Annotated in this window: 20 protein-coding genes; 9 read left to right on the plus strand and 11 right to left on the minus strand. The window is 65.0% G+C overall.

Annotated elements, in window-relative coordinates:
• Window positions 1-340 precede the first annotated feature (340 nt).
• The gene (rocD, locus tag HAP40_RS12150) at window positions 341-1555 is read right to left on the minus strand and encodes an ornithine--oxo-acid transaminase (protein WP_166817584.1); all 1215 of its coding nucleotides are present in this window, start codon (window positions 1553-1555) and stop codon (window positions 341-343) included.
• Between the two features lie 226 nt (window positions 1556-1781).
• Window positions 1782-3002, minus strand: a complete 1221-nt coding sequence (locus HAP40_RS12155) for a cytochrome P450 (RefSeq protein WP_166817583.1) — start codon at window positions 3000-3002, stop codon at window positions 1782-1784.
• 106 nt (window positions 3003-3108) lie between these two features.
• Here HAP40_RS12155 and HAP40_RS12160 point away from each other — a divergent pair, with 106 nt between their 5' ends.
• The 9 genes from HAP40_RS12160 (at window position 3109) to cnbZ (ending at window position 14011) form a co-directional block, all read left to right on the plus strand.
• The gene (locus HAP40_RS12160) at window positions 3109-3651 is read left to right on the plus strand and encodes a phosphonopyruvate decarboxylase (protein WP_166817582.1); all 543 of its coding nucleotides are present in this window, start codon (window positions 3109-3111) and stop codon (window positions 3649-3651) included.
• A complete protein-coding gene (locus HAP40_RS12165) occupies window positions 3648-4238 on the plus strand; it encodes a thiamine pyrophosphate-dependent enzyme (RefSeq protein WP_166817581.1) in 591 nt (196 codons plus the stop codon). The genes HAP40_RS12160 and HAP40_RS12165 overlap by 4 nt, the downstream gene beginning before the upstream one ends.
• Before the next feature lie 150 nt (window positions 4239-4388).
• Window positions 4389-5075 (plus strand): TetR/AcrR family transcriptional regulator, encoded by a 687-nt coding sequence (locus HAP40_RS12170; RefSeq protein WP_208024947.1) that lies wholly within the window; start codon window positions 4389-4391, stop codon window positions 5073-5075.
• A gap of 1 nt (window position 5076) precedes the next feature.
• Entirely contained in the window at window positions 5077-6270 is a 1194-nt protein-coding gene (locus HAP40_RS12175) for an efflux RND transporter periplasmic adaptor subunit (protein WP_166817580.1), read from the plus strand.
• Window positions 6271-6338: 68 nt separating this feature from the next.
• The gene (locus HAP40_RS12180) at window positions 6339-9437 is read left to right on the plus strand and encodes a MexW/MexI family multidrug efflux RND transporter permease subunit (RefSeq protein WP_166819530.1); all 3099 of its coding nucleotides are present in this window, start codon (window positions 6339-6341) and stop codon (window positions 9435-9437) included.
• Window positions 9438-9573: 136 nt separating this feature from the next.
• Window positions 9574-11622 carry a sensor histidine kinase gene (locus HAP40_RS12185; protein WP_166817579.1) on the plus strand — a complete coding sequence of 683 codons (2049 nt, stop codon included), beginning with the start codon at window positions 9574-9576 and terminating at the stop codon, window positions 11620-11622.
• Window positions 11619-12008: a response regulator gene (locus HAP40_RS12190; RefSeq protein ID WP_166817578.1), complete on the plus strand. Its 390-nt coding sequence runs from the start codon at window positions 11619-11621 to the stop codon at window positions 12006-12008. The genes HAP40_RS12185 and HAP40_RS12190 overlap by 4 nt, the downstream gene beginning before the upstream one ends.
• Window positions 12005-13255 (plus strand): adenylate/guanylate cyclase domain-containing protein, encoded by a 1251-nt coding sequence (locus tag HAP40_RS12195; RefSeq protein WP_166817577.1) that lies wholly within the window; start codon window positions 12005-12007, stop codon window positions 13253-13255. The genes HAP40_RS12190 and HAP40_RS12195 overlap by 4 nt, the downstream gene beginning before the upstream one ends.
• Before the next feature lie 9 nt (window positions 13256-13264).
• Window positions 13265-14011: a 2-amino-5-chloromuconate deaminase CnbZ gene (cnbZ, locus tag HAP40_RS12200; protein WP_166817576.1), complete on the plus strand. Its 747-nt coding sequence runs from the start codon at window positions 13265-13267 to the stop codon at window positions 14009-14011.
• Between the two features lie 97 nt (window positions 14012-14108).
• On the opposite strand, the gene HAP40_RS12205 is transcribed toward cnbZ, so the two are convergent.
• The 9 genes from HAP40_RS12205 to HAP40_RS12245 form a co-directional block, all read right to left on the minus strand.
• On the minus strand, window positions 14109-14993 hold the full coding sequence (locus HAP40_RS12205; RefSeq protein WP_166817575.1) for an ABC transporter permease: 885 nt from the start codon (window positions 14991-14993) through the stop codon (window positions 14109-14111).
• Between the two features lie 2 nt (window positions 14994-14995).
• Entirely contained in the window at window positions 14996-15937 is a 942-nt protein-coding gene (locus HAP40_RS12210) for an ABC transporter permease (protein WP_166817574.1), read from the minus strand.
• A gap of 154 nt (window positions 15938-16091) precedes the next feature.
• Window positions 16092-17603, minus strand: a complete 1512-nt coding sequence (locus tag HAP40_RS12215) for an ABC transporter substrate-binding protein (protein ID WP_166817573.1) — start codon at window positions 17601-17603, stop codon at window positions 16092-16094.
• Window positions 17604-17626: 23 nt separating this feature from the next.
• Window positions 17627-18730: an ABC transporter ATP-binding protein gene (locus HAP40_RS12220; RefSeq protein ID WP_166817572.1), complete on the minus strand. Its 1104-nt coding sequence runs from the start codon at window positions 18728-18730 to the stop codon at window positions 17627-17629.
• A 175-nt stretch (window positions 18731-18905) separates the two neighbouring features.
• Window positions 18906-19895: an ABC transporter ATP-binding protein gene (locus tag HAP40_RS12225; protein WP_166817571.1), complete on the minus strand. Its 990-nt coding sequence runs from the start codon at window positions 19893-19895 to the stop codon at window positions 18906-18908.
• On the minus strand, window positions 19892-20602 hold the full coding sequence (locus HAP40_RS12230) for a DUF1028 domain-containing protein (RefSeq protein WP_166817570.1): 711 nt from the start codon (window positions 20600-20602) through the stop codon (window positions 19892-19894). The genes HAP40_RS12225 and HAP40_RS12230 overlap by 4 nt, the downstream gene beginning before the upstream one ends.
• A 10-nt stretch (window positions 20603-20612) precedes the next feature.
• Complete coding sequence (locus HAP40_RS12235) at window positions 20613-22418, minus strand: gamma-glutamyltransferase family protein (RefSeq protein ID WP_166817569.1); 1806 nt, start codon at window positions 22416-22418, stop codon at window positions 20613-20615.
• A gap of 81 nt (window positions 22419-22499) precedes the next feature.
• Window positions 22500-23489: an ABC transporter ATP-binding protein gene (locus tag HAP40_RS12240; RefSeq protein ID WP_166817568.1), complete on the minus strand. Its 990-nt coding sequence runs from the start codon at window positions 23487-23489 to the stop codon at window positions 22500-22502.
• A complete protein-coding gene (locus tag HAP40_RS12245; protein WP_166817567.1) occupies window positions 23486-24472 on the minus strand; it encodes an ABC transporter ATP-binding protein in 987 nt (328 codons plus the stop codon). The genes HAP40_RS12240 and HAP40_RS12245 overlap by 4 nt, the downstream gene beginning before the upstream one ends.
• Window positions 24473-24480: the final 8 nt, after the last annotated feature.

Genomic DNA, 24480 nt, shown 5'->3' on the forward strand with positions numbered 1-24480 from the left:
ATGGCTGGCGGCGCGGCCGGACGAGCCATCGCTGGTGGTGCGGCGGGACGGGCCATGGCCGGCGGTGCGGCCGGACGGGCCATCGCCGGCGGTGCTGCGGGCCGCGCTGCCGGCGCTGCGGCGGGCCCTGGTGGTCCACCCCGTCCGTGTCCAAGGGGTCCCTGGGCCGACGCGCTCGTCGCCAGCATCGAGGCACCAACCAGAACAGCCGTCAGGCAAACGCCACGCGGAAGCATGACCTTGGCTCCCAGCTCATAATCGCCCACGATTTTCAACGCAAAGACGGCGGAATCGTTCGTTCTTGGCCACGGCCGGCATGCGATCTTCCGACGCAGGCGCCTCAAGAGAAATCCTGCGTCAGGATCGCGGCAAACCGCTCCAGCGCCCAGTCGACCTGGTCGCTGGTGATCACCAGCGGCGGCGCGATGCGGATGCTATGCTCATGGGTATCCTTGGCGAGGATGCCCTTGCCCTGGAGCGCCTCGCAGTAGCGGCGCGCCCGTCCGGCCTCGGGATGAAGCTCGACCGCCAGCATCAAGCCGCGCCCGCGCACCTCGCGGATCGTGTTGGCACGGATGTCCTTCAAGCCCTCCAGAAAGCGCGCGCCCTGCGTGGCCGCGTTCTCGATCATGCCTTCCTCGACCAGCACCCGCATCGCCGCGCGCGCCACCGCGCAGGCAAGCGGGTTACCGCCGAAGGTCGAACCGTGCTGCCCGGGCCGCAATGTGCCCAGCACTGCGTTGTTCGAGAGCACGGCCGATACCGGATAGAAGCCGCCGGACAGCGCCTTGCCGAGCAGCGTCACGTCCGCCTCGATTCCCTCGTGCTGCTCGGCGAGCAGCTTGCCGGTGCGGCCGAGCCCGGTCTGGATCTCGTCGAGCACCAGCATCACGTTGTTGGCGGTGCAGAGCTGCCGCACCTCGGTGAAATAGCCGGCTGGCGGAATGACGACACCGGCTTCGCCCTGGATCGGCTCGACCAGAAAGGCGACGGTGTTTGGCGTGATGGCGGCTTTAAGCGCCGCGGCGTCGCCGAACGGAATGAGCTTGAAGCCCGGCGCGAACGGCCCGAAATGAGCGCGCGTCTCGGGGTCGGTTGAAAAGCCGACGATGCCGAGCGTGCGTCCGTGGAAATTGTTGGCGCAGACGATGATCTCGGCCTGGCCGTCCGGCACGCCCTTCACCTCGTAGCCCCATTTGCGCACCGACTTGATCGCGCTCTCGACCGCCTCGGCGCCGCTGTTCATCGGCAGCACCTTGTGGGAGCCGGTCAGCGCCGCGATCTCTTCGTAGAAGGGGGCGAGCTGGTCGTTGTGGAAGGCGCGCGAGGTGAGCGTCAGCCTGTGCGCCTGTTCCACCATCGCCGCCAGGATCTTGGGGTGGCAGTGGCCCTGGCTGACCGCCGAATAGGCGGAGAGGCAATCGAGATAGCGGTTTCCGTCGGTATCCCAGACCCAGACACCTTCGCCGCGCGACAGGACGACGCCGATCGGCTCGTAATTGTGGGCGCCAAAGCGTGCTTCCGTCGCAACGAAATCAATGACCGACGCGCTCATCTGCCGTCACTCCATTGCTGCGCGCCGGCGTCAAGCGGCTGCACCGGCCGCGGTCAAACTAATGTGGGTATCGGTTTGCCCGCTTGGAAGCCTTGATGCGCCCGATGGCGCGGACCGGCCAGATTTGCTCGAAGCGTCAGATGGTTCTGCCGAACCACAGCGCGTCGTCCGCCGGCCCACGCTCTACTGTGCATGGGGTTGTTTTCGCCATTTTTGTTGTTGGCCGTCAGCCAAGCGCGCAGGGCACGCTCAGAAAGCCGCGGAACCGGACCCGCCCGCCCCGCACCGGCGCCCCGCTCACGGCATAATTCGGAAAGCGCGCCAGGAAACGTGAGATCGCAATCGCGCCTTCCAGTCGCGCCAGCGCCATGCCGGCGCATTGATGCGCGCCCGTGGCGAAGGCGAGGTGGCGGTTCGGCGTACGGGCGATGTCGAAGCGCTCGGGGTCCGGAAACTGCGCGGGGTCGCGGTTGGCCGCGCCGATGCACAGCGTCACCGAGGTGCCGGCTTCGAGCATGACGCCGCCGAGCTCGACCTTCTCGGTGGTCATGCGGTTGCCGAGCTGGTTGGAGCTTTCGTAGCGCAGCATCTCCTCCACGGCGGTCTTGATCAGGTCGGGGTGGTCGATCAGGCGCTGCTTCTGGTCGGGATTGCGGTCCAGCGCGACGAGGCCATTGCCGATCAGATTGGTCGTGGTCTCGTGGCCGGCATTGAGCAGGAAGATGCAATTGTGCAGCAGTTCCTTCTCGGTCAGCCGCTCGCCGTTCTCCTCTCCCTGGATTAGGCGCGTCAGCACGTCGCGCTCGGCATTGCCGGGCTTCTGACGCCGGCGCGCGACCAGCGTTTCGAGATAGGCGAGGAAGTCCTGCACCGCCTTGTTGCCGCGCGCAGCTGCGTCAGGCGACACCACCGGTTCGAGTGCGCCGAGGATCGCCAGCGACCAGTCGCGCAGCGGGGCGCGCTCGTCATGGGGAACGTCGAGCAGGTTGCCGATCACTTCGATCGGAATGGACGCGGCAAAATCCTCGATCAGCTCGCAAGTCCCCTTGGCGGCGATGGCATCGAGCAGGCTCTCGACCAGTTTGATGAGATCGCCCTCCATCCCCGCGATCGCGCGCGGCGACAGTGCGCCCATGATCAGGCGGCGCACGCGGGTATGCGCGGGCGGATCGTTGAAGACGAGGCTGGTGGTGTGGTGCTCGTAAAGCGGCGTGTCGCCGTATTTGGGCGCGAACTCGCGCTTCTTGTCCGAGCTGAAGGACTTGGTGTTCTTGTAAGTGGTGACGAGGTCGTCATAGCGGGTCAGGAACACGGTGCCGTTGCGCAGGCGCTTGACCGGCTCGTTCTCCCGCAGTGCACGATAGGTCGGATAGGGGTTGTCGTAGAACTCCGGCGCCAGCTTCTCGAGGTCGAAGCCTGCCGCCAGCGCCTTCGCATCTGCGTTCATCCCGTTATACTCGCCGGTTAAAGCCGATATGCCGTTTTTGTTGTTCTAGTCGACGTGTGCATGCGTCTACAGTCTTCGAAACATTGCTAGCCGACCGGACAGGAAAATGCACGCCCGCGCTGACGCTCCCGACACGGCCCCGACTTGGCCCGACGATATTTTCGCGACATTGCAGCGCTTCGACGTCCGGCAGGTGCCGTACGTGCCCGACGCTGGCCATTCGAAGCTGATCCAGCGTGTGCTGGCGTCGTCCACGATGCGCGGCATTGCGTTGACGACGGAGGAGGAGGGCGTCGCGCTGCTCGCGGGGGCCTGGACCGGCGGGCAACGCGGCGTGCTGCTGATGCAGTCGAGCGGCGTCGGCAATTGCATCAACATGCTGTCGCTGATCCCGATCCTGCGCTTTCCGTTCCTCACGCTCGTGACCATGCGCGGCGAGTGGGGCGAGTTCAATCCGTGGCAGGTGCCGATGGGGTCGACCACGCAAGGCGTGTTCGAACTGTCGGGTGTCCAGGTGCTGCGTGCTTCGAACCCAGCCGAGGTTCCGGCCGTGCTCGAGGCGGCCGCCGCGCAGGCCTACAATGCGCTCACCCCCACCGCCGTCCTTCTGTCGCAGCGCCTGATCGGCGCCAAGGTTTTCACCAAATGAGCAAGGCCAATCTCCTCGACCGCCGCCAAGTGGTGTCCACGCTGCTGGCCGACCGCAAGGACGTTGTTGCGATCGGTGGCTTGGGTGCCTCCACCAACGACATGTGCGCGGCCGGCGACCACGCCCGCAATTTCTATCTCTGGGGCGGCATGGGCGGCGCGGCGATGATCGGGCTCGGGCTTGCGCTGGCGCAGCCGAAGCTGCCGGTGCTGGTCATCACCGGCGACGGCGAGATGCTGATGGGCATGGGCAGCCTCGCCACCATCGGGCTGCAGAAACCGTCCAACCTCTCCATCGTCGTGCTCGACAACGAGGCCTATGGCGAGACCGGAGGTCAGACCAGCCACACCTCCGCGGCCGCCGACCTCGTCGGCGTCGCCAAGGCGTGCGGCATTGCGGACAGCCAGTCGATCTCGACCATGGCGGAGGTGGAGGCCTTCGCCAAGGCCGTCCACGACGTCTCGGCCGGGCCCCGCTTCGTCAATGTGAAGATCGACAGCGCCAGCGTCGAGCGGATCTTACCGACCCGGGACGGGACCTACATCGTCAACCGGATTCGCGGCGACCTCGGTTTCCAGCCGATCTAGCGCCGGCTTGCCGGCATTGACGTCCTGCACGGAGGCCGTGCGGGCGTGGCCAATTTCCCCTGAATCTACAACGCATTTAGGTTGCGATGCAGCATAGTGCTTGACTTTTGCGTGGGTGAGTGCTTACTCACTAGCATGAGCTCATTGCGTATGACGAGCGACCTGAGGCGTCAGTTGATCCTCGGTGCCGCGAAACGCTGCTTTGCCCGACACGGCTATAACGGCACCACGACCAAGAGCGTGGCGGCCGCCGCTGCCATTTCCGAGGCGCTGCTGTTCAAGCATTTCCCGTCCAAGGCGGCGCTCTATGCCGAGATCCTGAGCGACGAATGCGAGGCGGATCCGGCGCTGATGGAGCTGCTCGAACGGGAACCGTCGACGGCTGCCCTGGTCGAGCTGATCCGCGGCATGGTCCAGCATTTCCTCGCGATCGCGGACGGGCCCGACCAAGAAGAGGCGCAGCGCCTGCGACTGATGGCCACGAGCCATTTGGACGATGGCGAATTCGCCCGTTTGCTGTATGCCAAGATCGAGACGCTGATCGGGGCCGTCTTCGTCGCTTCGCTCGAGCGCGCGGTGGCTGCCGGGGACGCGCGGCCCTGCACGGGCGATCCGCTCAACCTGTTCTGGTTCGCGCATCATGCGGTGATGACCGCGGCGCTGACTAGGCTGCCGGCCGCGCCCTGTCTCGCTTACGGCAAGGCCAACGAGCTGGAGCGGCAGCTCTGTGAGTTTCTCCTGAGGGGTATCGGACTTAACGACGCCGCAATTGCTTCGCATCTGGGCCACGATCAGGCCACGGATGCGGGCAGGACGGCGATTGCAGAAAGTGCATGACATGAACATCGTAGCCGAACACAAGATTTCGGGCCAACCGATCGACAACAAGGCTCCCAAGCGTCCGGCCCGGCCGGTGCTGTGGTTCATCATCGTCGGCACGCTTCTCTGCGTGCTGGTCGGTGGTCTCGTCTGGTTCAATTATTTCCGCGGCCAGATGATCAAGCAGTTCTTCGCCAACAACAAGCCGCCGCCGACCGCCGTCAGCGCGGCCGAAGCGAAGTCCGAGGTGGTGCCGAACCTGCTCACCGCGGTCGGCAGCCTCGTCGCCGTGCACCAGGTTGACGTCTCCGCCGACGTCAACGGCCGCGTCACCGAGATCAAGTTCGAGCCGGGTACGCGTATCGAGGCCGGTACGCCGCTGGTGCAGCTGTTCGACGCACCGGAGCAGGGCGATCTCGCCAATTACAAGGCGCAGGCAACCGTGGCTCAGCTGTCGCTCGACCGCGCCAAGCAGCTCGCCGCGCGCCAGTTCGGCCCGCAGGCGACCGTCGATACCGCGCAGGCCGCCTACGACCAGGCGCAGGCCGGCATCGCCAAGACCGAAGCGCTGATTTCGCAGAAGCTGGTGCGCGCGCCGTTCGCCGGCGATCTCGGTGTGCGTAAGGTCGAGGTCGGCCAGTATCTCACTGCCGGCACCGCCATCGTCTCGCTGACTGATCTCTCGGAGCTATGGGCCAACTTCACGGTGACGGAGAAGGACTCCGGTAACCTCAAGGTCGGCCAGACTGTCCGGCTCAGGGTCGACGCCTATCCGGGCCGCACCTTCGAAGGCAAGATCACAACGATCGAGCCGCAGATCTCGACCGACACCCGCAACATCCGCGTGCAGGCGACGATCGCCAATCCGGAGAAGATCCTGAAGCCCGGCATGTTCGTGACCACCACGGTGGTGCTGCCGGACAAGCCGGCCGTGATCACCGTGCCGGAGACCGCGGTCGACTACACGCTGTATGGCGACTCGGTGTTCGTGATCTCCGAGAAGAAGGAAGATGACGGCAAGACCAGCCTCTCCGCTGTGCGCACCTTCGTTCAGACCGGCAACCGGGTCGAAGGCCGCGTCGAAATCGTCAAGGGGTTGAAGGCAGGCGACAAGGTCGTCGCCGTCGGCCAGCTCAAGCTGCAATCCGGCGCACCGGTGTCGATCTCGACCGACCCGGCCCCGGCAATTCCGGCGCAGCCGCCGCGCTACTGACAAATACATTCAAGTGATCCGGCTCGGCCGGATCACTTTTCTTGAGACATGGAATCGAGATCGCCGCGATGGCCTTTACCGATATTTTCATCAAGCGACCGGTGCTGTCGGTCGTCGTCAGTCTGCTGATCCTGCTGATCGGTCTTCGTGCGGCGATGGTGCTGCCGATCCGGCAGTATCCGAAGCTGTCGAACACGGTCATCAACATCACGACCGTCTATCCCGGTGCGTCCGCGGACCTGATCCAGGGCTTCATCACGACGCCGATCGAGCAGGCGGTCGCGTCCGCCGAGGGCGTCGACTACATCACCTCGTCCTCGGTGCTCGGCACCTCGACCATCCAGGTCTACATCAAGCTGAACTTCGATCCGAACCAGGCGCTCACCGAGGTGCTGGCGAAGACGAATTCGGTGAAGTACCTGATCCCGAAGGAATCCAACGACCCGATCGTCACCAAGACCACCGGCCAGACCACGGCCGTGATGTATCTCGGCTTCTCCTCTGAGGAGCTGTCGGGTTCGGCGATCTCGGACTATCTGACACGCGTGGTGCAGCCGGTGCTGTCGACCGTCGACGGCGTCGCCTCGGCCGACATTCTGGGCGGCCAGACGTTTGCGATGCGGCTATGGCTCGATCCCGTGAAGATGGCCGGCCGCAACGTGTCGCCGGCCGATGTTGCCGCGGCGATTACCGCCAACAACTTCCAGTCCGCGGCGGGCCAGACCAAGGGCTATCTCATCGTCTCGAACGTGTCGACGAATACGGGCCTGACCGACGTCAATCAGTTCAAGAAGATGATCGTCAAGGCCAAGGACGGCGGCTTCGTGCGGATGGAGGACATCGCCACCGTCGAGCTTGCGGCCCAGAGCACGGACGCCAGCGTCGCCTTCAACGGCGAGCACGCGATCTTCATCGGCGTGCAGGCGACGCCGCAAGGCAACCCGCTGACGCTGGTCAAGGGTGTGCGCGCGCTGTTCCCCGAGCTCGAACGCAATCTTCCGCCCTCGATGAAGATGAAGGTCGCCTACGACTCGACCAAGTTCATCCAGTCCTCGATCGACGAGGTGCAGAAAACCCTGGGCGAAGCCGTGATCATCGTGATCGTGGTCATCTTCCTGTTCCTGGCTTCGCTCCGCTCGGTCATCATTCCCGTCGTCACCATCCCGCTGTCGATGATCGGCGTCTGCACCCTGATGCTGGCGCTGGGCTTCAGCTTCAACCTTCTGACCCTGCTCGCGATGGTGCTCGCGATCGGCCTCGTGGTCGACGACGCCATCGTCGTGGTGGAAAACATCCACCGCCATCTGGAGGAGGGCAAGACGCCGGTCCAGGCTTCGCTACAAGGCGCGCGCGAGATCGTCGGCCCGGTCATCTCCATGACCATCACGCTGGCCGCGGTGTACGCGCCGATCGGCTTCCTCGGCGGTCTCACCGGCTCGCTGTTCCGCGAATTCGCCTTCACGCTGGCGGGCTCCGTGATCGTGTCGGGCGTGATCGCGCTGACATTGTCGCCGATGATGTGCTCGGTGCTGCTGAAGAACACCGAAGAGGGCCGCTTCGCCAAGCTCGTGAACCGTGTGTTCGGCGCCATGACGCGCTGGTATGGCCGCAAGCTCGATCGCTCGCTCGACTACAAGGCCATCACCGGCCTGTTCGCCGTGACGATCCTGGGGCTCGTCGGCTTTCTCTATATGCACACTTCGAAGGAGCTGGCGCCCGAGGAGGACCAGGGCATCGTATTCGCGGTGACCAAGGCGCCGAAATACGCCAACATCGACTATGTCGATTTCTACGGCGAGAAGCTCGACAAGGAGTTCCAGAAATTCCCCGAGACCGATCTGCGTTTCGTGCTGAACGGCATCAACGGCCCGCAGGGCGGCATCGCCGGCATGCTCTTGAAGCCGTGGGACGAACGCACACGATCGTCGATTGCCTTGAAGCCGCTGGTGCAGGCCGAGCTCTCCAAGATCGAGGGCGTGCAGGCCTTCGCGTTCAACCTGCCGCCGCTGCCTGGTGGACCCGGCGGTCTGCCGATCCAGATGGTGATCAACTCCACGGCCGGCTTCCAGACTGTCTTTGAGCAGATGGAGAAGCTGAAGGACGCCGCGCGCCAGAGCGGCATGTTCATCGTCTCCGACAGCGACCTCGCCTACAACCAGCCGAACGTCGAGGTGACGATCGACCGCACCAAGGCGCAGGACCTCGGCGTCAACATGCAGAACCTCGGCGCAACGCTCGCGGTGCTGCTCGGCGGCAACTACATCAACCGCTTCAACCTCGAGGGCCGGTCTTATCAGGTGATTCCGCAGGTGCCGCGCGGCAAGCGGCTCTCGCCGGAATCGCTCGGCGGCTACTATGTGACGACCAACACCGGCCAGCAGCTTCCGCTGTCGACCGTGGTCTCGATCAGGACCAAGACCGACCCGAATTCGCTGACTCACTACAACCAGCTCAATTCGGCGACGTTCTCTGCCGTCCCGATGCCCGGCGTGACCGTCGGCGCCGCGGTCGACTTCCTCGAGGGCGAGGCCAAGAAGCTGCCGCAAGGCTTCAGCCACGACTATCTGGCCGATAGCCGGCAATACGTGCAGGAAGGCAATCAGCTCGCGATCACCTTCGGCTTCGCGCTGATCATCATCTTCCTGGTGCTGGCGGCGCAGTTCGAGAGCTTGCGCGACCCGCTGGTGATCATGATCTCGGTGCCGATGGCGATCGTCGGCGCGCTGATACCGTTGTTCTTCGGCGTTGCGACCATGAACATCTACACCCAGGTCGGTCTGCTCACCCTGGTCGGCCTGATCACCAAGCACGGCATCCTGATGGTGGAGTTCGCCAACGAGCTCCAGGTCAACGAGCGGCTCGACCGCCGCTCCGCGATCGAGATGTCGGCCCGCATCCGTCTGCGGCCAATCCTGATGACGACAGCCGCGATGGTGACGGGCCTGATCCCGCTCCTGACCGCGACCGGCGCGGGCGCGGCCAGCCGCTTCTCGATCGGTCTGGTCGTCGTGGCCGGCATGTCGATCGGCACGCTGTTCACGCTGTTCGTGCTGCCGGCGGTCTACGTGGTGCTGGCGACCGACCATCGCGCGTCGGCCGATTCGGAGCGGAACAAGCAGATTGCCGATCTCGATCTCGGCTCCGACAAGGCCCTGCGGCCGACCTGAGGCTGCAAGCGAAGCGAACCAGAGGGCGGCAGCGGTCCCCGTTGCCGCCCTTTTTCGTTGCGCCGGCGGTTCAAGCCGGCGCGCTCTCCCGCGCCTGCGAGAGACAAGGTCCGGTCTTCTTGCTAGGTTCCGGGGGATGAGCCTTTCCCTCCATCCAGACACTCCGCAAGCTAGGACGCTGCCAGCCGCGGCGCCCGATGGCGTCGCTACGGGCGCGGCGACGGGGCAGGGGATCAGGACACGGCTGTTCACCAAATATGTCGCGCTGTTCGTGGCCGTCGTCGCCATCGCGCTGCTCGTCAACGGCCTGTTCGAGGTCTTCTTCTATTATCGCGAGCACAAGGCTTCGCTGATCCGGGTCCAGCACGAGCAGGCCGAGGCGGCGGCGGCCAAGATCGGGCAGTTCGTCAAGGAGATCGAGAGCCAGCTCGGCTGGACCACGCAACTGCCCTGGTCGGGAGGCTCGATCGAGCAACGCCGGTTCGACGCGCTGCGGCTGTTGCGCCAGGTGCCCGCCATCACCGAACTCGCGCAGGTGGACTCGACGGGCAAGGAGCGATTGCGGGTCTCGCGGCTGGCGATGGACGCGATCGACAGCGGGATCGACCTGTCGGGCGATCCGAAATTCACCGAGGCGGCAGCACGCAAGGTTTATTACGGGCCGGTCTACTTCCGCAGGGACTCCGAGCCCTATATGACGCTGGCTCTGGCCGGCGCGCGCAAGGATGCCGGCGTCAGCATCGCGGAGGTTAATCTCAAGCTGATCTGGGACGTCGTGTCCCAGATCAAGGTTGGCGAGCACGGGCACGCCTACGTGGTCGGACCGGGGGGACGCCTGATCGCGCATCCCGATATCAGTCTCGTGCTGCGCAATACCGACATGTCCGGCCTCGCACAGGTGCGCGCCGCACAAGCTGCCGGCGGCACCATGCCGGACGTGATCGAGGAAGCGCGCAATATCCAGGGTCAGAAGGTCTTGGCGGCATCGGCTCCGATCCAACCGCTCGGCTGGACCATGTTCGTCGAGCTGCCGGTCGAGGAAGCCTATGCCGCGCTCTATGCCGCGCTGCAACGGCTCGCGATCGTGCTGCTGGCGGCATCGATCTTCGCGGTGCTCGCCGGGATATTCTTGGCGCGCCGCATGGTGGGCCCGATCCAGGCGCTGCGTAGCGGCGCCGAGCGGATCGGCGGCGGCGACTTCTCCCAGCGCATCTCGATCAAAACCGGTGACGAGCTCGAAGGCCTCGCCGATCAGTTCAACGACATGGGCGCGCGCTTGCAGGAATCCTATGCCGACCTCGAAAACAAGGTCGAGCAGCGCACCGCAGAGCTCCGGCAATCCCTGAACGACCTGCGCGCCGCGCAGGATCGCCTGATCCAGACCGAGAAGCTCGCGTCTCTCGGCCAGCTCACCGCCGGCATCGCCCACGAGATCAAGAACCCGCTCAACTTCGTCAATAATTTCTCCTCGGTGTCGACGGAACTGATCGACGAGCTCAACGAGACCCTGCAATCGGTTGCGCTCGACGGCAAGGCGAAGGAAGAGATCGGGGAGCTGGCCGGCATGCTCAAGGGCAATCTCGAGAAGGTGGTGCAGCACGGCAAGCGTGCCGATTCCATCGTCAGGAACATGCTGCTGCATTCGCGCGAGGGCTCCGGCGAGCATCGCGCCGTCGATATCAACGCAATCGTGGAAGAAAGCCTCAATCTGGCCTATCACGGCGCCCGCGCCGAACGGCCTGCCTTCAACGTCACGCTCCAGCGCGGCTTCGACCCCGCGGCCGGTATGGTCGACATCTATCCGCAGGAGATCACGCGCGTCTTCCTCAATCTGATCTCGAACGGATTCTATGCGGTTGCCAAGCGCAAGGAGAGCGAGGGCGATGGCTTCGAGCCTACCCTGAACGTTGCGACCAAAAATCTCGGCGGCAACGTCGAAATCCGGATCCGCGACAACGGCACCGGAATTCCGCCCGAAGTGAAGGAGAAGATGTTCAACCCCTTCTTCACCACCAAGCCGGCCGGTGAGGGCACCGGCCTCGGCCTGTCCATGAGCCATGATATCGTCGTGAAACAGCACGGCGGCACGATCGACGTGAGTACCACACCCGGTATATTCACCGAATTCATCATCACGTTGCCACGCACGATGGCGGCAGGCGGCACTACCGGAGGCAAGACTTGAACGTATACATCCTGGTCGTCGACGACGAGCCCGACGTCGAGGCGCTGTTCCGGCAGCAATTCCGGCGCGAGCTGCGCGCCGGCCGCTTCCAGATCGAATTTGCGTCCTCCGCTCCCGACGCGCTCAAGCGCGCCGCCGAGGTTCGCGATCCCTCCTTGATCCTGATCCTGTCGGACATCAACATGCCCGGCATGAGCGGGCTCGACATGTTGCCGAAGGTGCGTGCTGCGCATCCGGACGTCCCCGTCATCATGATCACGGCCTATGGCGATGCCGAGACGCGACGCAAGGCGATCGAGCGCGGCGCCGTCGGGCTGCTGACCAAGCCGATCGACTTTGCGCTGTTGCGGCAGGAGATCGACACGAGGCTCGAGCAAGCCGCATGACTGCGACCATCCTCTTCGTCGATGACGAGCCGGATCTCGAGGCGCTGATCCTGCAGAAGTTTCGCAGGCAGATTCGCGACGGACTCATCGATATCAAGTTCGCGCGCGACGGCCTCGAGGCGCTGCAATCGCTCGAGCAGAACCCGCATGTCGACATGGTGGTCTCCGACATCAACATGCCCAGGATGGACGGACTGTCGCTGCTTGCGAAGCTGCAGGAGGCTGAAGACAAGAAGTCGACCATCATCGTCTCCGCCTATGGCGACATGAGCAATATCCGTACCGCCATGAACCGCGGCGCGTTCGACTTCCTGACCAAGCCGATCGATTTCGCCGACCTGGAAGCCACGATCGACAAGACCATTCGCCACGTCGAGATGCTGCGCGAGGTGCGGCGGCGCCAGGCGGAAGCCGAGCGCGCCCACGCTGCGCTTTCGCGTCATTTCTCCCCGCAGCTCGCCAAGCGTCTCGCGGCCAGCGGCGAAGGCGAGGGGATTGAAGTGCAGTGGCGTGAGGTCGCGACCATCTTCACCGATATCACCGGCTTCACCTCGCTGGTCGAAAGCGCGCCGCCCGAGACGCTGGGCGAATTGCTGAACGAATATGTCGGCGGGATGACCGAAATCGTCTTCGCGCATGAGGGGACGGTCGCCAAGATCATCGGCGATGCGATCCAGGTCCTGTTCAATGCGCCCGGCGATCAGCCGGACTATGCGACGCGTGCGGTGGCCTGCGCCCACGATCTCGATGCCTGGGCGCAGGACTTTTGCGTGCGCCAGAAGGCCCGGGGTGTAAACTTCGGCACGACCCGCATCGGCATTCACGCCGGACCGGCACTGGTCGGGAATTTCGGTGGAAACCGCTTTTTCGATTACACCGCCTATGGAGATTCCATCAATATCGCGGCGCGGCTGGAGGCTGCCAACAAGCATCTGGGAACGCGCATTTGCGTCAGCGCCAGCGTTGCCAAGTCGGCCGAGAAGTTTCAAGGCCGGCTTATCGGTGAGCTGATGCTGCGCGGACGCAGCGAACCACTGCGCGCGTTCGAGCCTCTGCCGCAGGCCAAATTCGACGCGCCGGAAACGGCGCTGTATTCCGAGGCTTTTGCCAAGATGGAGGCCGGCGACGCAGCCGCCATGCCGGCCTTCGCCGCATTGGTCGGCATGCATGCCGACGATCCCCTGGCCGGCTTTCACCTGAAGCGTCTGCTCAATGGCGCCAAGGGCATTCGCATGCAACTGGAATAGGAGTCCGTCATGATCCGCGAGTTCTCTGCCGGCAATTATCGTTTCATTCCGTCCGTGTTCCAGTATTCGGCGGGCGCTGCCGCGGATGACGGCTACGAGATCGAGCGCGTCCGCTTCGACCGCCTGGTGCCGCTTGCGGAAGGGTTCGCGCTGGCAGCGAAGTTCATCCAGGAGGCGGGACGCCCGCTGACGGCGTTCTGCGCCTGCGAGCTGCGCTCGCCGGCGGCTTTCAGCGAGGAGGGCTTTCGTGCCTTCAACCTGCATTACGTGAAGACGCTGTCGGAATGGGGCATCTTCGACGGCACCACCAATCCGGTGGCGCGCAGCAACGTCTGTCCCGAGATCGATCCGCCGGCGGAGCCCTCGTTCTATGCGTTCTCCTTCACCCGTCCAACCCGCTCGACGACGCCGAGCTTCGTGATCGCCGGCGGCGCCGAGGCGCGCGAGGGCAGCGGGACCTATGTTGAGCGCACGGTACGCTACCGCGACCTCAGCCCGGAGGGCCTTCGCGAGAAGGTGCGCTTCACCACAACGTCGCAGATGGAGAACCGCATGACGGCCTTCGGCTTTGGCTGGAAGGACACGACAGGCGTGCAGGCTTATTCCGTGCACGACTTCCACCACACGCTGGTCGACGAACTGGTCCGTCGCGGTGCGCTGCGCTCCGGCCTGACCTGGCATTTTGCCCGGCCGCCCGTGGTCGATCTCGAATACGAGATGGATTGCCGCCGCGTGCTGCGGGAAGTGGTGATCTAAGGCGCGATGAGATTAGGATGAATCGTCATCGCGCTTTAGGCTATTGTTTGAGCATGATCTTTTCGGAAAACCGCTGCACACTTTTCCGGATCATGCTCTAACGCTGGCGCGGGTCGAGGGCGTCGCGAAGACCATCGCCGAGCAGGTTCAGCGACAGCACCACCAGGAAGATCGCAAGTCCCGGCCAGATCGCCATCCAGGGCGCCTGGGTTAGGAAACGCTGGGCCGCATTGAGCATGCTGCCCCATGACGGTGCCGGCGGTTGCTGGCCGAGGCCGAGGAAGGACAGCGCGGCTTCGGCGATGATGGCGGCTGCGATCGACAGTGTCGCCTGCACCAGCAGCGCCGGCAAGATGTTCGGCAGGATATGCGAGAACGCGATCCGCCACGGCGGATTGCCAAGCGCGCGCGCAGCCTCGACGTAATCCTCGGCCTTGACGACAAGCACCTGGCCGCGGGTCAGGCGGATGAAGATCGGGGTGGCCGAGATGCCGATTGCGATCATGGCGTTGCCGAGACTCGGACCGAGGAATGCCGCGAGCGCGATCGCCAGAATCAGGAAGGGGCAGGCCAGCATCGCATCCGTGATCCGGCTGATCAGGGCGTCGGCGAAGCCGCCTCGATAGCCGGCAAGGAGGCCGAGCGGCACGCCGATGCCGAGCGCGATCGCAACCGAGATCAGGCCCGCGAGCAGCGACGCCCGCGCGCCGTAGATGACGCGGCTCAGGATGTCGCGGCCGAGCTCGTCGGTGCCGAACCAGTGCACGGCGGTCGGCGGCTTGCGCACCAGGCTCCAGCTCGTTGCGATGGGATCGTAGGGAACGACCAACGGCGCAAGCACCGCTAGTGCGATGAACGCGATGATCACGACGAGCCCGAATACCGCAGCCTTGCGCTTGAACAGGCGCCGCCGGGCGCGGCGTGCCGGGCTGTCCAGCTCGTGAGCTTGCGTGACGGGACTGGCCAGCGCCGCGTCGGTCATGGTTACCCTCGCAGCCGCGGATTGACGAGGACATAGGCAATGTCGGCAATGAGATTCAGCGTGATGTAGACCGTGGCCGTCACCAGCACCACGCCCTGCACGACCGCGTAGTCACGGTTGAACACGGCGTCCACGATCAGCTTGCCGAAGCCGGGGATGGAGAAGATCTGCTCGGTCAGCACGGCGCCTGACAGCAGCGTGCCAAGCTCGAGCGCGCCGAGCGTGATGATGGGTGTCAGCGCATTACGCATCGCGTGCTTGAGGATGACCGAGCGCTCGGAGAGACCTTTCGCGCGGGCGGTGCGGACATAATCGCTCTCCAGCACCTGCAGCATGGCGCTGCGGGTATGCCGCATCAGGATCGCAGAGATCGCATTGCCGAGCACGAAGGCCGGCATGATGGTGGCGGCCAGGCTCGCGCGCCAGTTCTCGGTGAGCGGCACGTAGCCGGAGGCGGGCAGCCAGCCCAGGTGAATCGAAAACAGGAAGATCAGCAGAATCCCCAGCCAGAAGTTCGGCGTCGAGACACCCCAGAGCGCGAACAGGTTTGCGCCATAGTCCCAGGCCGTGCCTTTCTTGACCGCGGAGACGATGCCGGCGGGGATGCCGATGCAGAAGGCGATCAGGATCGCCATCGAGCCGAGCTGAAGCGTCACCGGCAGCTTCTGCGCGATCAGCTCGCGCACCGGCATCTTGTTGCGCAGGGACTCGCCGAAATTGCCTGTCAGCACGCCCTTGAGCCAGTAGACGTATTGCACCGGGATCGGCTGGTCGAGCTTGTATTGCTGGCGGATCTGCTCGATCACCGCGGGATCGCGCTCCTCGCCGGCCATCACCAGCGCGGGATCGCCCGGCAGCAATTGCTGCAACGAGAAAATCAGCACCGACACGAAGAACAGTGTCGGCACGATCTGCGCGATGCGGCGGGTGAGGAAGTTCAGCATGACTGGACCTGTGTCCCGCGCGCAGCGCATGCAATGTTGCGCTGCTGAACCGGGACCCATCTAACCCGACGGGATGTCGCCATGGGTCCCGGATCTGCAGTGCAGCGCTTGCGCGCTGCGCCGCGTCCGGGACACGCACGCATGGTCAACTTTGTCACTTGAACTTCAACCCGACCACGCGCACCAGGCCATCGGGCATCTGCCGGTAGCCGTCGAGCTTCTTGGTGTGGGCGATCAGGAGCGTGCGGTGGTAGATGTAGATGATCGGGAGGTCGTCCAGCAGGATCTTGGTCAGCTTTTCGTAGATTGCCTTGCGCTCATCCACATTGGACGTCATGCGTCCGTCTTCCATCAGCTTGTCGGCCTCGGGGTTCGAATATACGCCGTCGTTCTGCGGCGCCTTGCTGCGCATGAAGATGTAGGAATTGCCGTCGGGATCGATGCGGCCGCTCCAGTTGATCTGGAACACCTGGAACTCGCCGGCCTGGGCCTGCTTGAAGGTGGTCGCGAACTCGACCGCGCGGATCTTGATGTCGAAGCCGGCTTCCGCGGCCATTGACTGTACCACCTGGGCGACCGCTTCGTTCTCGGCACCCTTGGGGATCATGTAATCCACGGTCACGGGCGCGGTGACGCCGGCTTCCTTCAGCAGCGCTTTGGCCTTCGCGACGTCGCGGCCGCGGACCGGAAAGGCCTTCTGGTAATAGGGATGCTTCGGGCTGACCCATTGATTACCGGGCGTGAACTCGCCGTTGAAGACCACCTGGTTGATGGCTTCGCGGTCGATCGACAGGTCGAGCGCCTGACGGACTTTCGCCGTCTGGCTCAGCGGACCCTTGGTCTTGTCGTTGCCGATGTTGACGGTCAGGCCGAGATAGCCGAGCTCCGGCGCCGTCGACAGCACGAGGCGGGAATCGGCGCGGACATCCTTGATGTCGGTGGCGAGCACTCGCTCGATCAGATCGAGTCCGCCGGATTTCAAATTGGCGAGGCGCACGGTGGCGTCGACGATCGGCAGGAACACGACTCGGTCGATGTGGATATTGTCCTTGTTCCAGTAGTCGGCGAACTTCTCGAACACCATGCGGTCCTGCTGGACACGCTCGACGAATTTATAGGGGCCGGCGCAGACGGGATGCAGGCCGAACTTGTCGCCGGCTTCTTTCGCGGCCTTCGGCGACACCATCATGCCGGAGCGGTCGGTAAGTTGCGCGATCAGCGGCGAATAGGGCGTCTTCAGCACCAGCTTGATGGTGAGGGGATCGACTACATCGACGTGGTCGACGCTGGCAAGCTCGGATTTGCGGAACGAGGTCGGCAACGTCATGTGACGCTCGAGCGAGAATTTTGCGGCCTCCGCGTCCAGCGGCTCGCCGTCGTGGAATTTGACGCCCGGCCGCAGCTTGATCGTCATCTCCTTGCCGTCGGTCGACGTCTCGTAGGACAGCGCGAGTTGCGGCACGATGTTGAGCTTCTCGTCGATGTCGAACAACTTGTCGCAGAAGGCGGAGAACACGATGCGGCCGACATAGGTGCGGCCGATGCTGGGATCGAGGATGTCAGGATCTTCGGCGATGCCGATGCGCAGGGTAGTTTGAGCCTGGGCGGTGCCCACGAACGACGTCAGCAGGGCCGACGCCAGGATTGCCAAACGCATCAAACTCATCGCTCTCAACCTCTGTTTTGCGGCTATGCGGGATCGGTCCCCAATGGACTAACCCCGCTGCCGCGCGCTGCTTCCGGGCCGCCGCTGAAGGCGGCGACCAATTTTTCCAGGACCGGCGAGAAACCGCCGTCGGACGGGACGATCGCCGCTGAGGACGGCAGTTCCGACGTTCGGTGACAGGCCGTTGCATGTCCGATGCCATCCGCGAGCAGCTGCGGCATTTCACTGCGGCAGCGCTCGATCACATAGGGGCAGCGGGTGTGAAAGCGGCATCCCGTCGGCGGATTGAGCGCGCTGGGGATCTCCCCCTGCAACACAATGCGGCTGCTCTTTGCCCGCGGTTTAGGCACGGGGATCGCAGACAGCAGCGCGCGACTATAGGGATGGCGGGGCGCGGCGAACAGCTGGTCCGCCTCGGCGGTCTCGACGATCTGGCCGAGATTCATCACGGCGACATGGTCGGCGATGTGCTTGACCACGGCAAGGTCGTGCGAGACGAAGATATAGGCGAGCCCCAGTCGGTCCTGCAGCTCGCGCAGCAGATTGAGGATCTGCGAGCGGATCGAGACGTCGAGCGCCGAGACCGGCTCGTCGCAGATGATCAGCTTCGGTTCGACCGCGAGCGCACGGGCAATGGCAATGCGCTGGCGCTGGCCGCCGGAGAATTCGTGCGGATAGCGCTGCGCCAGCCGCGGCTCCAGCCCGACGAGCCGGAGCAGTTCGGCGACCCTCGCGCGCCGCTGCGTCGCTGGCACCAGATCGTGCAGCGCCAGCGGCTCGGTCAGGATCTGGCCGACGGTCATGCGCGGATTGAGCGAGGCGTAGGGGTCCTGGAAGATGATCTGGGCTTCGCGGCGGAAGGCGCGGAGCGCATGGGTATCAAGGGAGAGAAGATCGCGGCCGTCGAAGCGCACAGTGCCCGCGTCAGGCTCAATCAACCGCAGCACCAAACGGCTGATCGTGGATTTGCCGCAACCGGACTCGCCGACGAGAGCCAGTGTCTTGCCGGCCTCAAGGGAGAAGCTGACGCCATCGACCGCCTTGACGTGCGCCAGCGCGCGGCCGAAGAGCGAGCGTCCGGCGATGAAATGCTTGACCAGGCCTTTCACTTCGAGAAGCGCGGTCATCGTTTCTGCTCCTCGCGAACACAGATCTCGTGTCCCGGGCGCGGCGCAGCACGAAGTGGTGCGACGCTGAACCGGGACCCAGATTGTCGCCACATGGGTCCCGGTTCAGCGATGCACCACGGCGCTTCGCTTGTGCTGCACCGCGCCCGGGACACGAGAGGAGGGAGCGTGCTCATCACGACACCAGACGTTCGAGCGGCGCGCGGATGCAGCGCGAGAGGTGGCCGGCGCTGATTTCGACGAGCGGCGGCGGTGCCCTGTCGCAGGCGTCCAGCACGAACGGACAGCGCGCGGCGAACCGGCAGCCGGCGGGCGGCTGCGCCATGTTCGGCACCATGCCTTCGATCGTCGCAAGCTGCTCGGCGCGATGGTCGAGGCGCGGGATCGAGCCGAGCAGGCCGACGGTATAGGGATGCTGCGGCGCCGAGAACAATTCGTTCACCGGCGCGCGCTCGACGATCTCGCCGGCATACATCACCGCGACCTCGTCGCAGACCTCGGCGACCACGCCGAGATCGTGGGTGATCAGGATGATCGCGGCACCGCTCGCCGCCTTCAACTCCCGCATCAGCTCCAGGATCTGCGCCTGCAAGGTGACGTCGAGCGCGGTGGTCGGCTCGTCGGCGATGAGGAGCCGCGGATCGCAGGCGAGCGCCATGGCGATCATCACGCGCTGGCGCATGCCGCCGGAGAGTTTGTGCGGATACTCGTCGATACGCCGCTCGGGTGATGGGATGTGGACGCGGCGCAGGAGGTCGATCGCCCGCTCGCGCGCGCTTCTCCGCGAACCGCCGCGGTGGCGCAGGATGGTCTCGACGATCTGGTCGCCGATGGTGAAGCTCGGGTTGAGCGAGGTCATCGGCTCCTGGAAGATCATCGCGAGCCGGTTCCCGCGGAGATCGCGCAAGGTCTGGTCCGGCGTCTCCAACAAATCGAGGCCCTCGAAGCGAATCGCGCCCGATATCTCCGCGCTTCCCTTCGGCAAGAGGCCCATGATCGCCAGCGAGGTCACGCTCTTGCCGCAGCCGGATTCGCCGACGAGGCCGAGCGTCGCGCCGTTGGCGACGCTGAGGTCGACGCTGTCGACCGCGTGGGTGACGCGGCCGTCGTCGCCATGGAAGCGGATGCGCAGATCCGTGATCTCGATGAGAGGGCTCGCGCTCATGACCGTCTTGCGCGCGCTGCTGCGATGCTGGCGTCGACGACGCTGCGATCGGTGTTCCCGGCGGGGTTTTGCCGCGTCGGCATCGAGGCGCGGAAGTGCACCCAGAGCTCGTGGCTGACCTGCTCGAGCCGTTCGAGTTCGCCGAGCGGATCGGGATGATCGTCGGCGCGAATGTCCAACGCCGGCCACTCCTCCTCGCCGTGGATCAGCAGCGCGGCCGATTGCTTGCCGCGTTTGTCGCCTCCGGCGGCTTCGCCTGCGCGCATGGCCGCCAGCAGGCGGCGCGGGAAGGGCAGGCTGTCATTGGCGATGTAGGTCTTTGCGGTCTCATCGAGCGCGTCGGCACCAGTCAGCATATTGCCGGCGATGGAGAAGCCGCTACCTGCGATGTGGCCGCACCAGTCGACGCAATCGTGTCCCGTATGGGCAGCGATCTCGCCGCTGGCATCCATGATATGGATCTGGCGGCTTTCGCGACCATCATCAGTCGCGAGCAGCGTGGCGAGCACGTCGTGCGCATTGAGGCCTTCGCGCAGCAGCTTGACGCCGTCGATACCGTAATAGGGGTTGACGAAGGCCTGCGTTGCGATCGCGCCAAGGCCGGCGGCGATGTACGGGACACGCGCGCCGACGGCGAAGAAGCGCGTCGCAACGGCAATGCCGAATTGGCCGGTGGCAGGATCGCGTGCGATGATCGACCAGGTCATTGGCTGCCTATCAGCGTCCTGCCGCGTAGCCCTGCATGCCGCGCGGATTGGCGGCGGCGCGCCGGCGCGGACCTACGCGCGAGGCCGCGGTGAGGCGGCCTTCCGACCAGTCCGGCCCGACCTCGACGACATGCCCGCGCTCGCGCAGGTTCTCGATCGTCGCCTTCGGCACGCGGTTCTCGATCACGAGCACGCCCGGGCGCGCGGTGCGGGGCCAGAACGAGATCGGGAAGTGTTCGGAGTGCCAGGCCGGCGCGTCTATCGCCTCCTGGAGATTGAGGTTGCAATGGACGTGGCGCAGGAAGAACTGGGTGATCCACTGGTCCTGCTGGTCGCCACCGGGCGATCCCCAGGCCAAATACGGCTCGCCATCGCGCAGCGCCATGGTCGGCGACAGCGTGGTGCGCGGCCGCTTGCCCGGCGCGAGCGCACCGGGATGCTTTTCATCCAGCCAGAACATCTGGGCGCGACTGCCGAGGCAAAAGCCGAGCTCCGGAATAATCGGCGAGGACTGCAGCCAGCCCCCTGATGGTGTCGAGGACACCATATTGCCGGCCTTGTCGATGATGTCGAAATGCACGGTATCGCCGCGCACTTCGCCGAAGCGTCCGACTGTCGGCTCACCAGCGCCGAGCGCGCCGACCGCCTCGCGCTGTCCTTCGGCACGGCGCAGCTTGACCACGCCGCCAAAGCCTTCGATCGAACCGGGGATGAAGTCGAGTGAAGCCTTCTCCGAGATCAGCTTGCGGCGCTCGTCGTTATAGGCATCCGACAGCAGCGTCCCGATCGGGATCTCGCTGAATTTCGGATCGCCGTAGAACTTTTCGCGGTCGGCGAAGGCGAGCTTTGCGCATTCGATCTGGAGATGGATGAACTCCGGACCGGTCGGATCGAGGCCGTCCAGCGCAAAGCCCTTGAGCAGCGCGAGCTGCTGCAGCGTCACCGGGCCCTGGCTCCAGACGCCGGCCTTGCAGACCGTGTAGCGGCCGTAATCATAGGTGAGCGGCGCCTCGACCGTCGGTTCCCAGCGCGCCATGTCGTCGGCCGAAAGCACGCCACGATGCGGCGAGCCGCTGACGTCCATGACTTCCTGGGTTCGGCAAAATTTGTCGATGGCTTCCGCGACAAAGCCATGCGACCACGATTTCCGAGCGCGCTCGATCTCGGCATCGCGGCCACCGCCGCCGCTCTCAGCCTCCTTCAGAATCCGCGTGTAGGTAGCGGCGAGCGTTTTGTTGGTGAAGAGCGTGCCAGGCTTCGGCACCTCGCCATTCGGCAAATAGACCGCGGCCGAAGTCGGCCAGTGCTTCCGGAACAGCTGCTCGACGGTCTGGATCGTGGCGCAGGCGCGTTCGACCAGCGGATAGCCGTCGCGCGCGTATGAGATCGCAGGCTCCAGCACGTCGCGCACGCGTATCGTGCCGTAGTCGCGCAAGAGCATCATCCAGGATTCGAAGGTGCCGGGCACACAGGCCGCGAGCAGGCCGGTGCCGGGCACCATGTCGAGGCCTTCGCTCTTGTAATGCGCGATGGTGGCGCGCGCGGGGGCGGGGCCCTGGCCGCAGATCACCTCGGTGCGGCCACGCTTGACGTCATGGACGATGACAGGCACGTCGCCGCCGGGGCCGTTGAGATGCGGTTCGACCACCTGGAGCGTGAAGGCGGTCGCGACGCCGGCATCGAAGGCATTGCCGCCTTTTTCGAGGATGCCCATGCCGATGGCGGTCGCGATCCAGTGCGTGGTGGCGACGACCCCGAACGTGCCCTCGATCTCGGGGCGCGTCGTGAACGGGTCGGGATTGATATTGCTGGCCATGGACTACCTCATTTGCGGCGCGCGCAATTGATCACAGGGCCACGCCGCCGCCAAATGCGCAGGCTGCATGGCACGCGCGCGTCACGCCGGGACCGGCGCGGTGTTGACCGCGTGGCATGCGACGCCGTCGATCAGTTCCGGGGTCTCCTTGCGGCATAGGTCGAATGCCAGCGGACAGCGCGGGTTGAAGGCGCAGCCGGACGGCGGATGGATCGGGTTCGGGATTTCGCCCTTGACCGGAATGCGCTGGCGGCCGCTCATCGCGAGGTCGGGCACCGCACCGAGCAGCATCTTGGTGTAGGGCATCCGCGGACGGGCGAACAGCTCGCGCCCTTCCGCGATCTCGACGATGCGGCCGAGATACATCACGCCGACGCGGCTCGCCATGTGGCGGACCACGGCGAGGTTATGGCTGATGAACATGTAGGTGAGGCCGAACTTGTCCTGGAGGTCGCGCATCAGGTTGAGGATCTGTGCCTGCACGGAGACGTCGAGCGCCGAGGTCGGCTCGTCGCAGACGATGAACTCGGCGTCCGATGCGAGTGCCCGCGCGATCGCGATGCGCTGGCGCTGGCCGCCGGAAAATTCGTGCGGGAATTTCAGCCGGTCGTCCGGGTGCAGGCCGACGAGGCTGAGCAGCTCGCCGACGCGCGCCTGGATGTCACGCTCACCCTGGATGAGATCGAAGGCACGGATCGGCTCGGAGATGATGGCATCGACGCGGAAGCGCGGGTTCAGGCTCGCATACGGATCCTGGAAGATCATCTGGATGCGGCGGCGCAGCCTCCGCCGCGCCGGCGCCTGCCGCGGATCGGTCATCGACACGCCGTCAATCCGCACGTCGCCGGAGCTCGGCGGCAGCAGGCCGACGACCATCCGTGCCACTGTGGTCTTGCCGGAGCCGGATTCGCCGACCAATGCGAAGGTCTCGCCCTTCCGGATATCGAAGGTGACGTGATCGACCGCCTTGAGATATTCGAGATGTCCGCCTTCGAGCACGCGGTTGAGCCAGGGCTTCGAGACGTCGAAGACGCGGCGCAGGTCTGTCGCCTGGACGAAGGGAGCGCTCATGCCGCGCTCTCCGCAGGCACGTTGTCATAGAGATGGCAGGCGACCGACTGCGCGCCACGCGGCAGCGGCTCCGGTCGCTCGACCCGGCAGCGGTCGAAGGCGAAGGCGCAGCGCGGGTTGAACGAGCAGCCGGGCGGGATCGCGGACAGGCGCGGCATGGAGCCGGGGATCTGCACGAGACGCTCGTGGTCTCCGGCCAGTGTCGGAATCGCGCCCATCAGGCCCTTGGCGTAAGGGTGCAGCGGGTTCTTCACGACGTCCTGCACGGGTCCGATCTCGGCGATGCGGCCCGCATACATCACCGCGACGCGGTCTGACGTCTCCGCGATCACACCCATGTCATGCGTCACCAGCATCACGGCGGTGCCATGGTCGCGGCCGAGCCGCTTGATCAGCGAGATGATCTGCGCCTGCACGGAAACGTCGAGCGCCGTGGTCGGCTCGTCCGCGATGATCAGTTCCGGCTCGGCGCAGATCGCCAGCGCGATCACCACGCGCTGGCGCATGCCGCCGGAGAACTCATGCGGATAGCCGTCGATGCGCTTTTCCGGCGCGGGAATGCCGACCTCGGCCAGGAGGTCGATGGCGCGGCGGCGGGCCGCGCTCTCGGACAGATTCAAATGAGTTCGGATCGTCTCCACGATCTGGTCGCCGACCCGGTAGAGCGGATTGAGCGAGGTGAGCGGATCCTGGAAGATCATTCCGATCCGTTTGCCCCGGATACGGCGCATCTCCTCGGGCCGCAGATTGTCGATGCGCCGGCCCGCGAGATGGATCTCGCCGCCGGCGATGCGGCCGGGTGGATCGATCAGGCCGATCACCGAGAGGCCGGTGACCGACTTGCCGGCGCCGGATTCGCCGACGACGCCGAGCACCTCGCCCTTGGCGATGTCGAAGGAGACGCCGTCGATGGCGCGCAGCGTGCCGCGCCGGGAGGCGAACTCGACCTTGAGATTGCGTACCGAGAGGACGGGGACGGTCATGGCCGACG

It is taken from the genome of Bradyrhizobium sp. 1(2017) (genome assembly GCF_011602485.2).
Classification (GTDB): Bacteria; Pseudomonadota; Alphaproteobacteria; order Rhizobiales; family Xanthobacteraceae; genus Bradyrhizobium.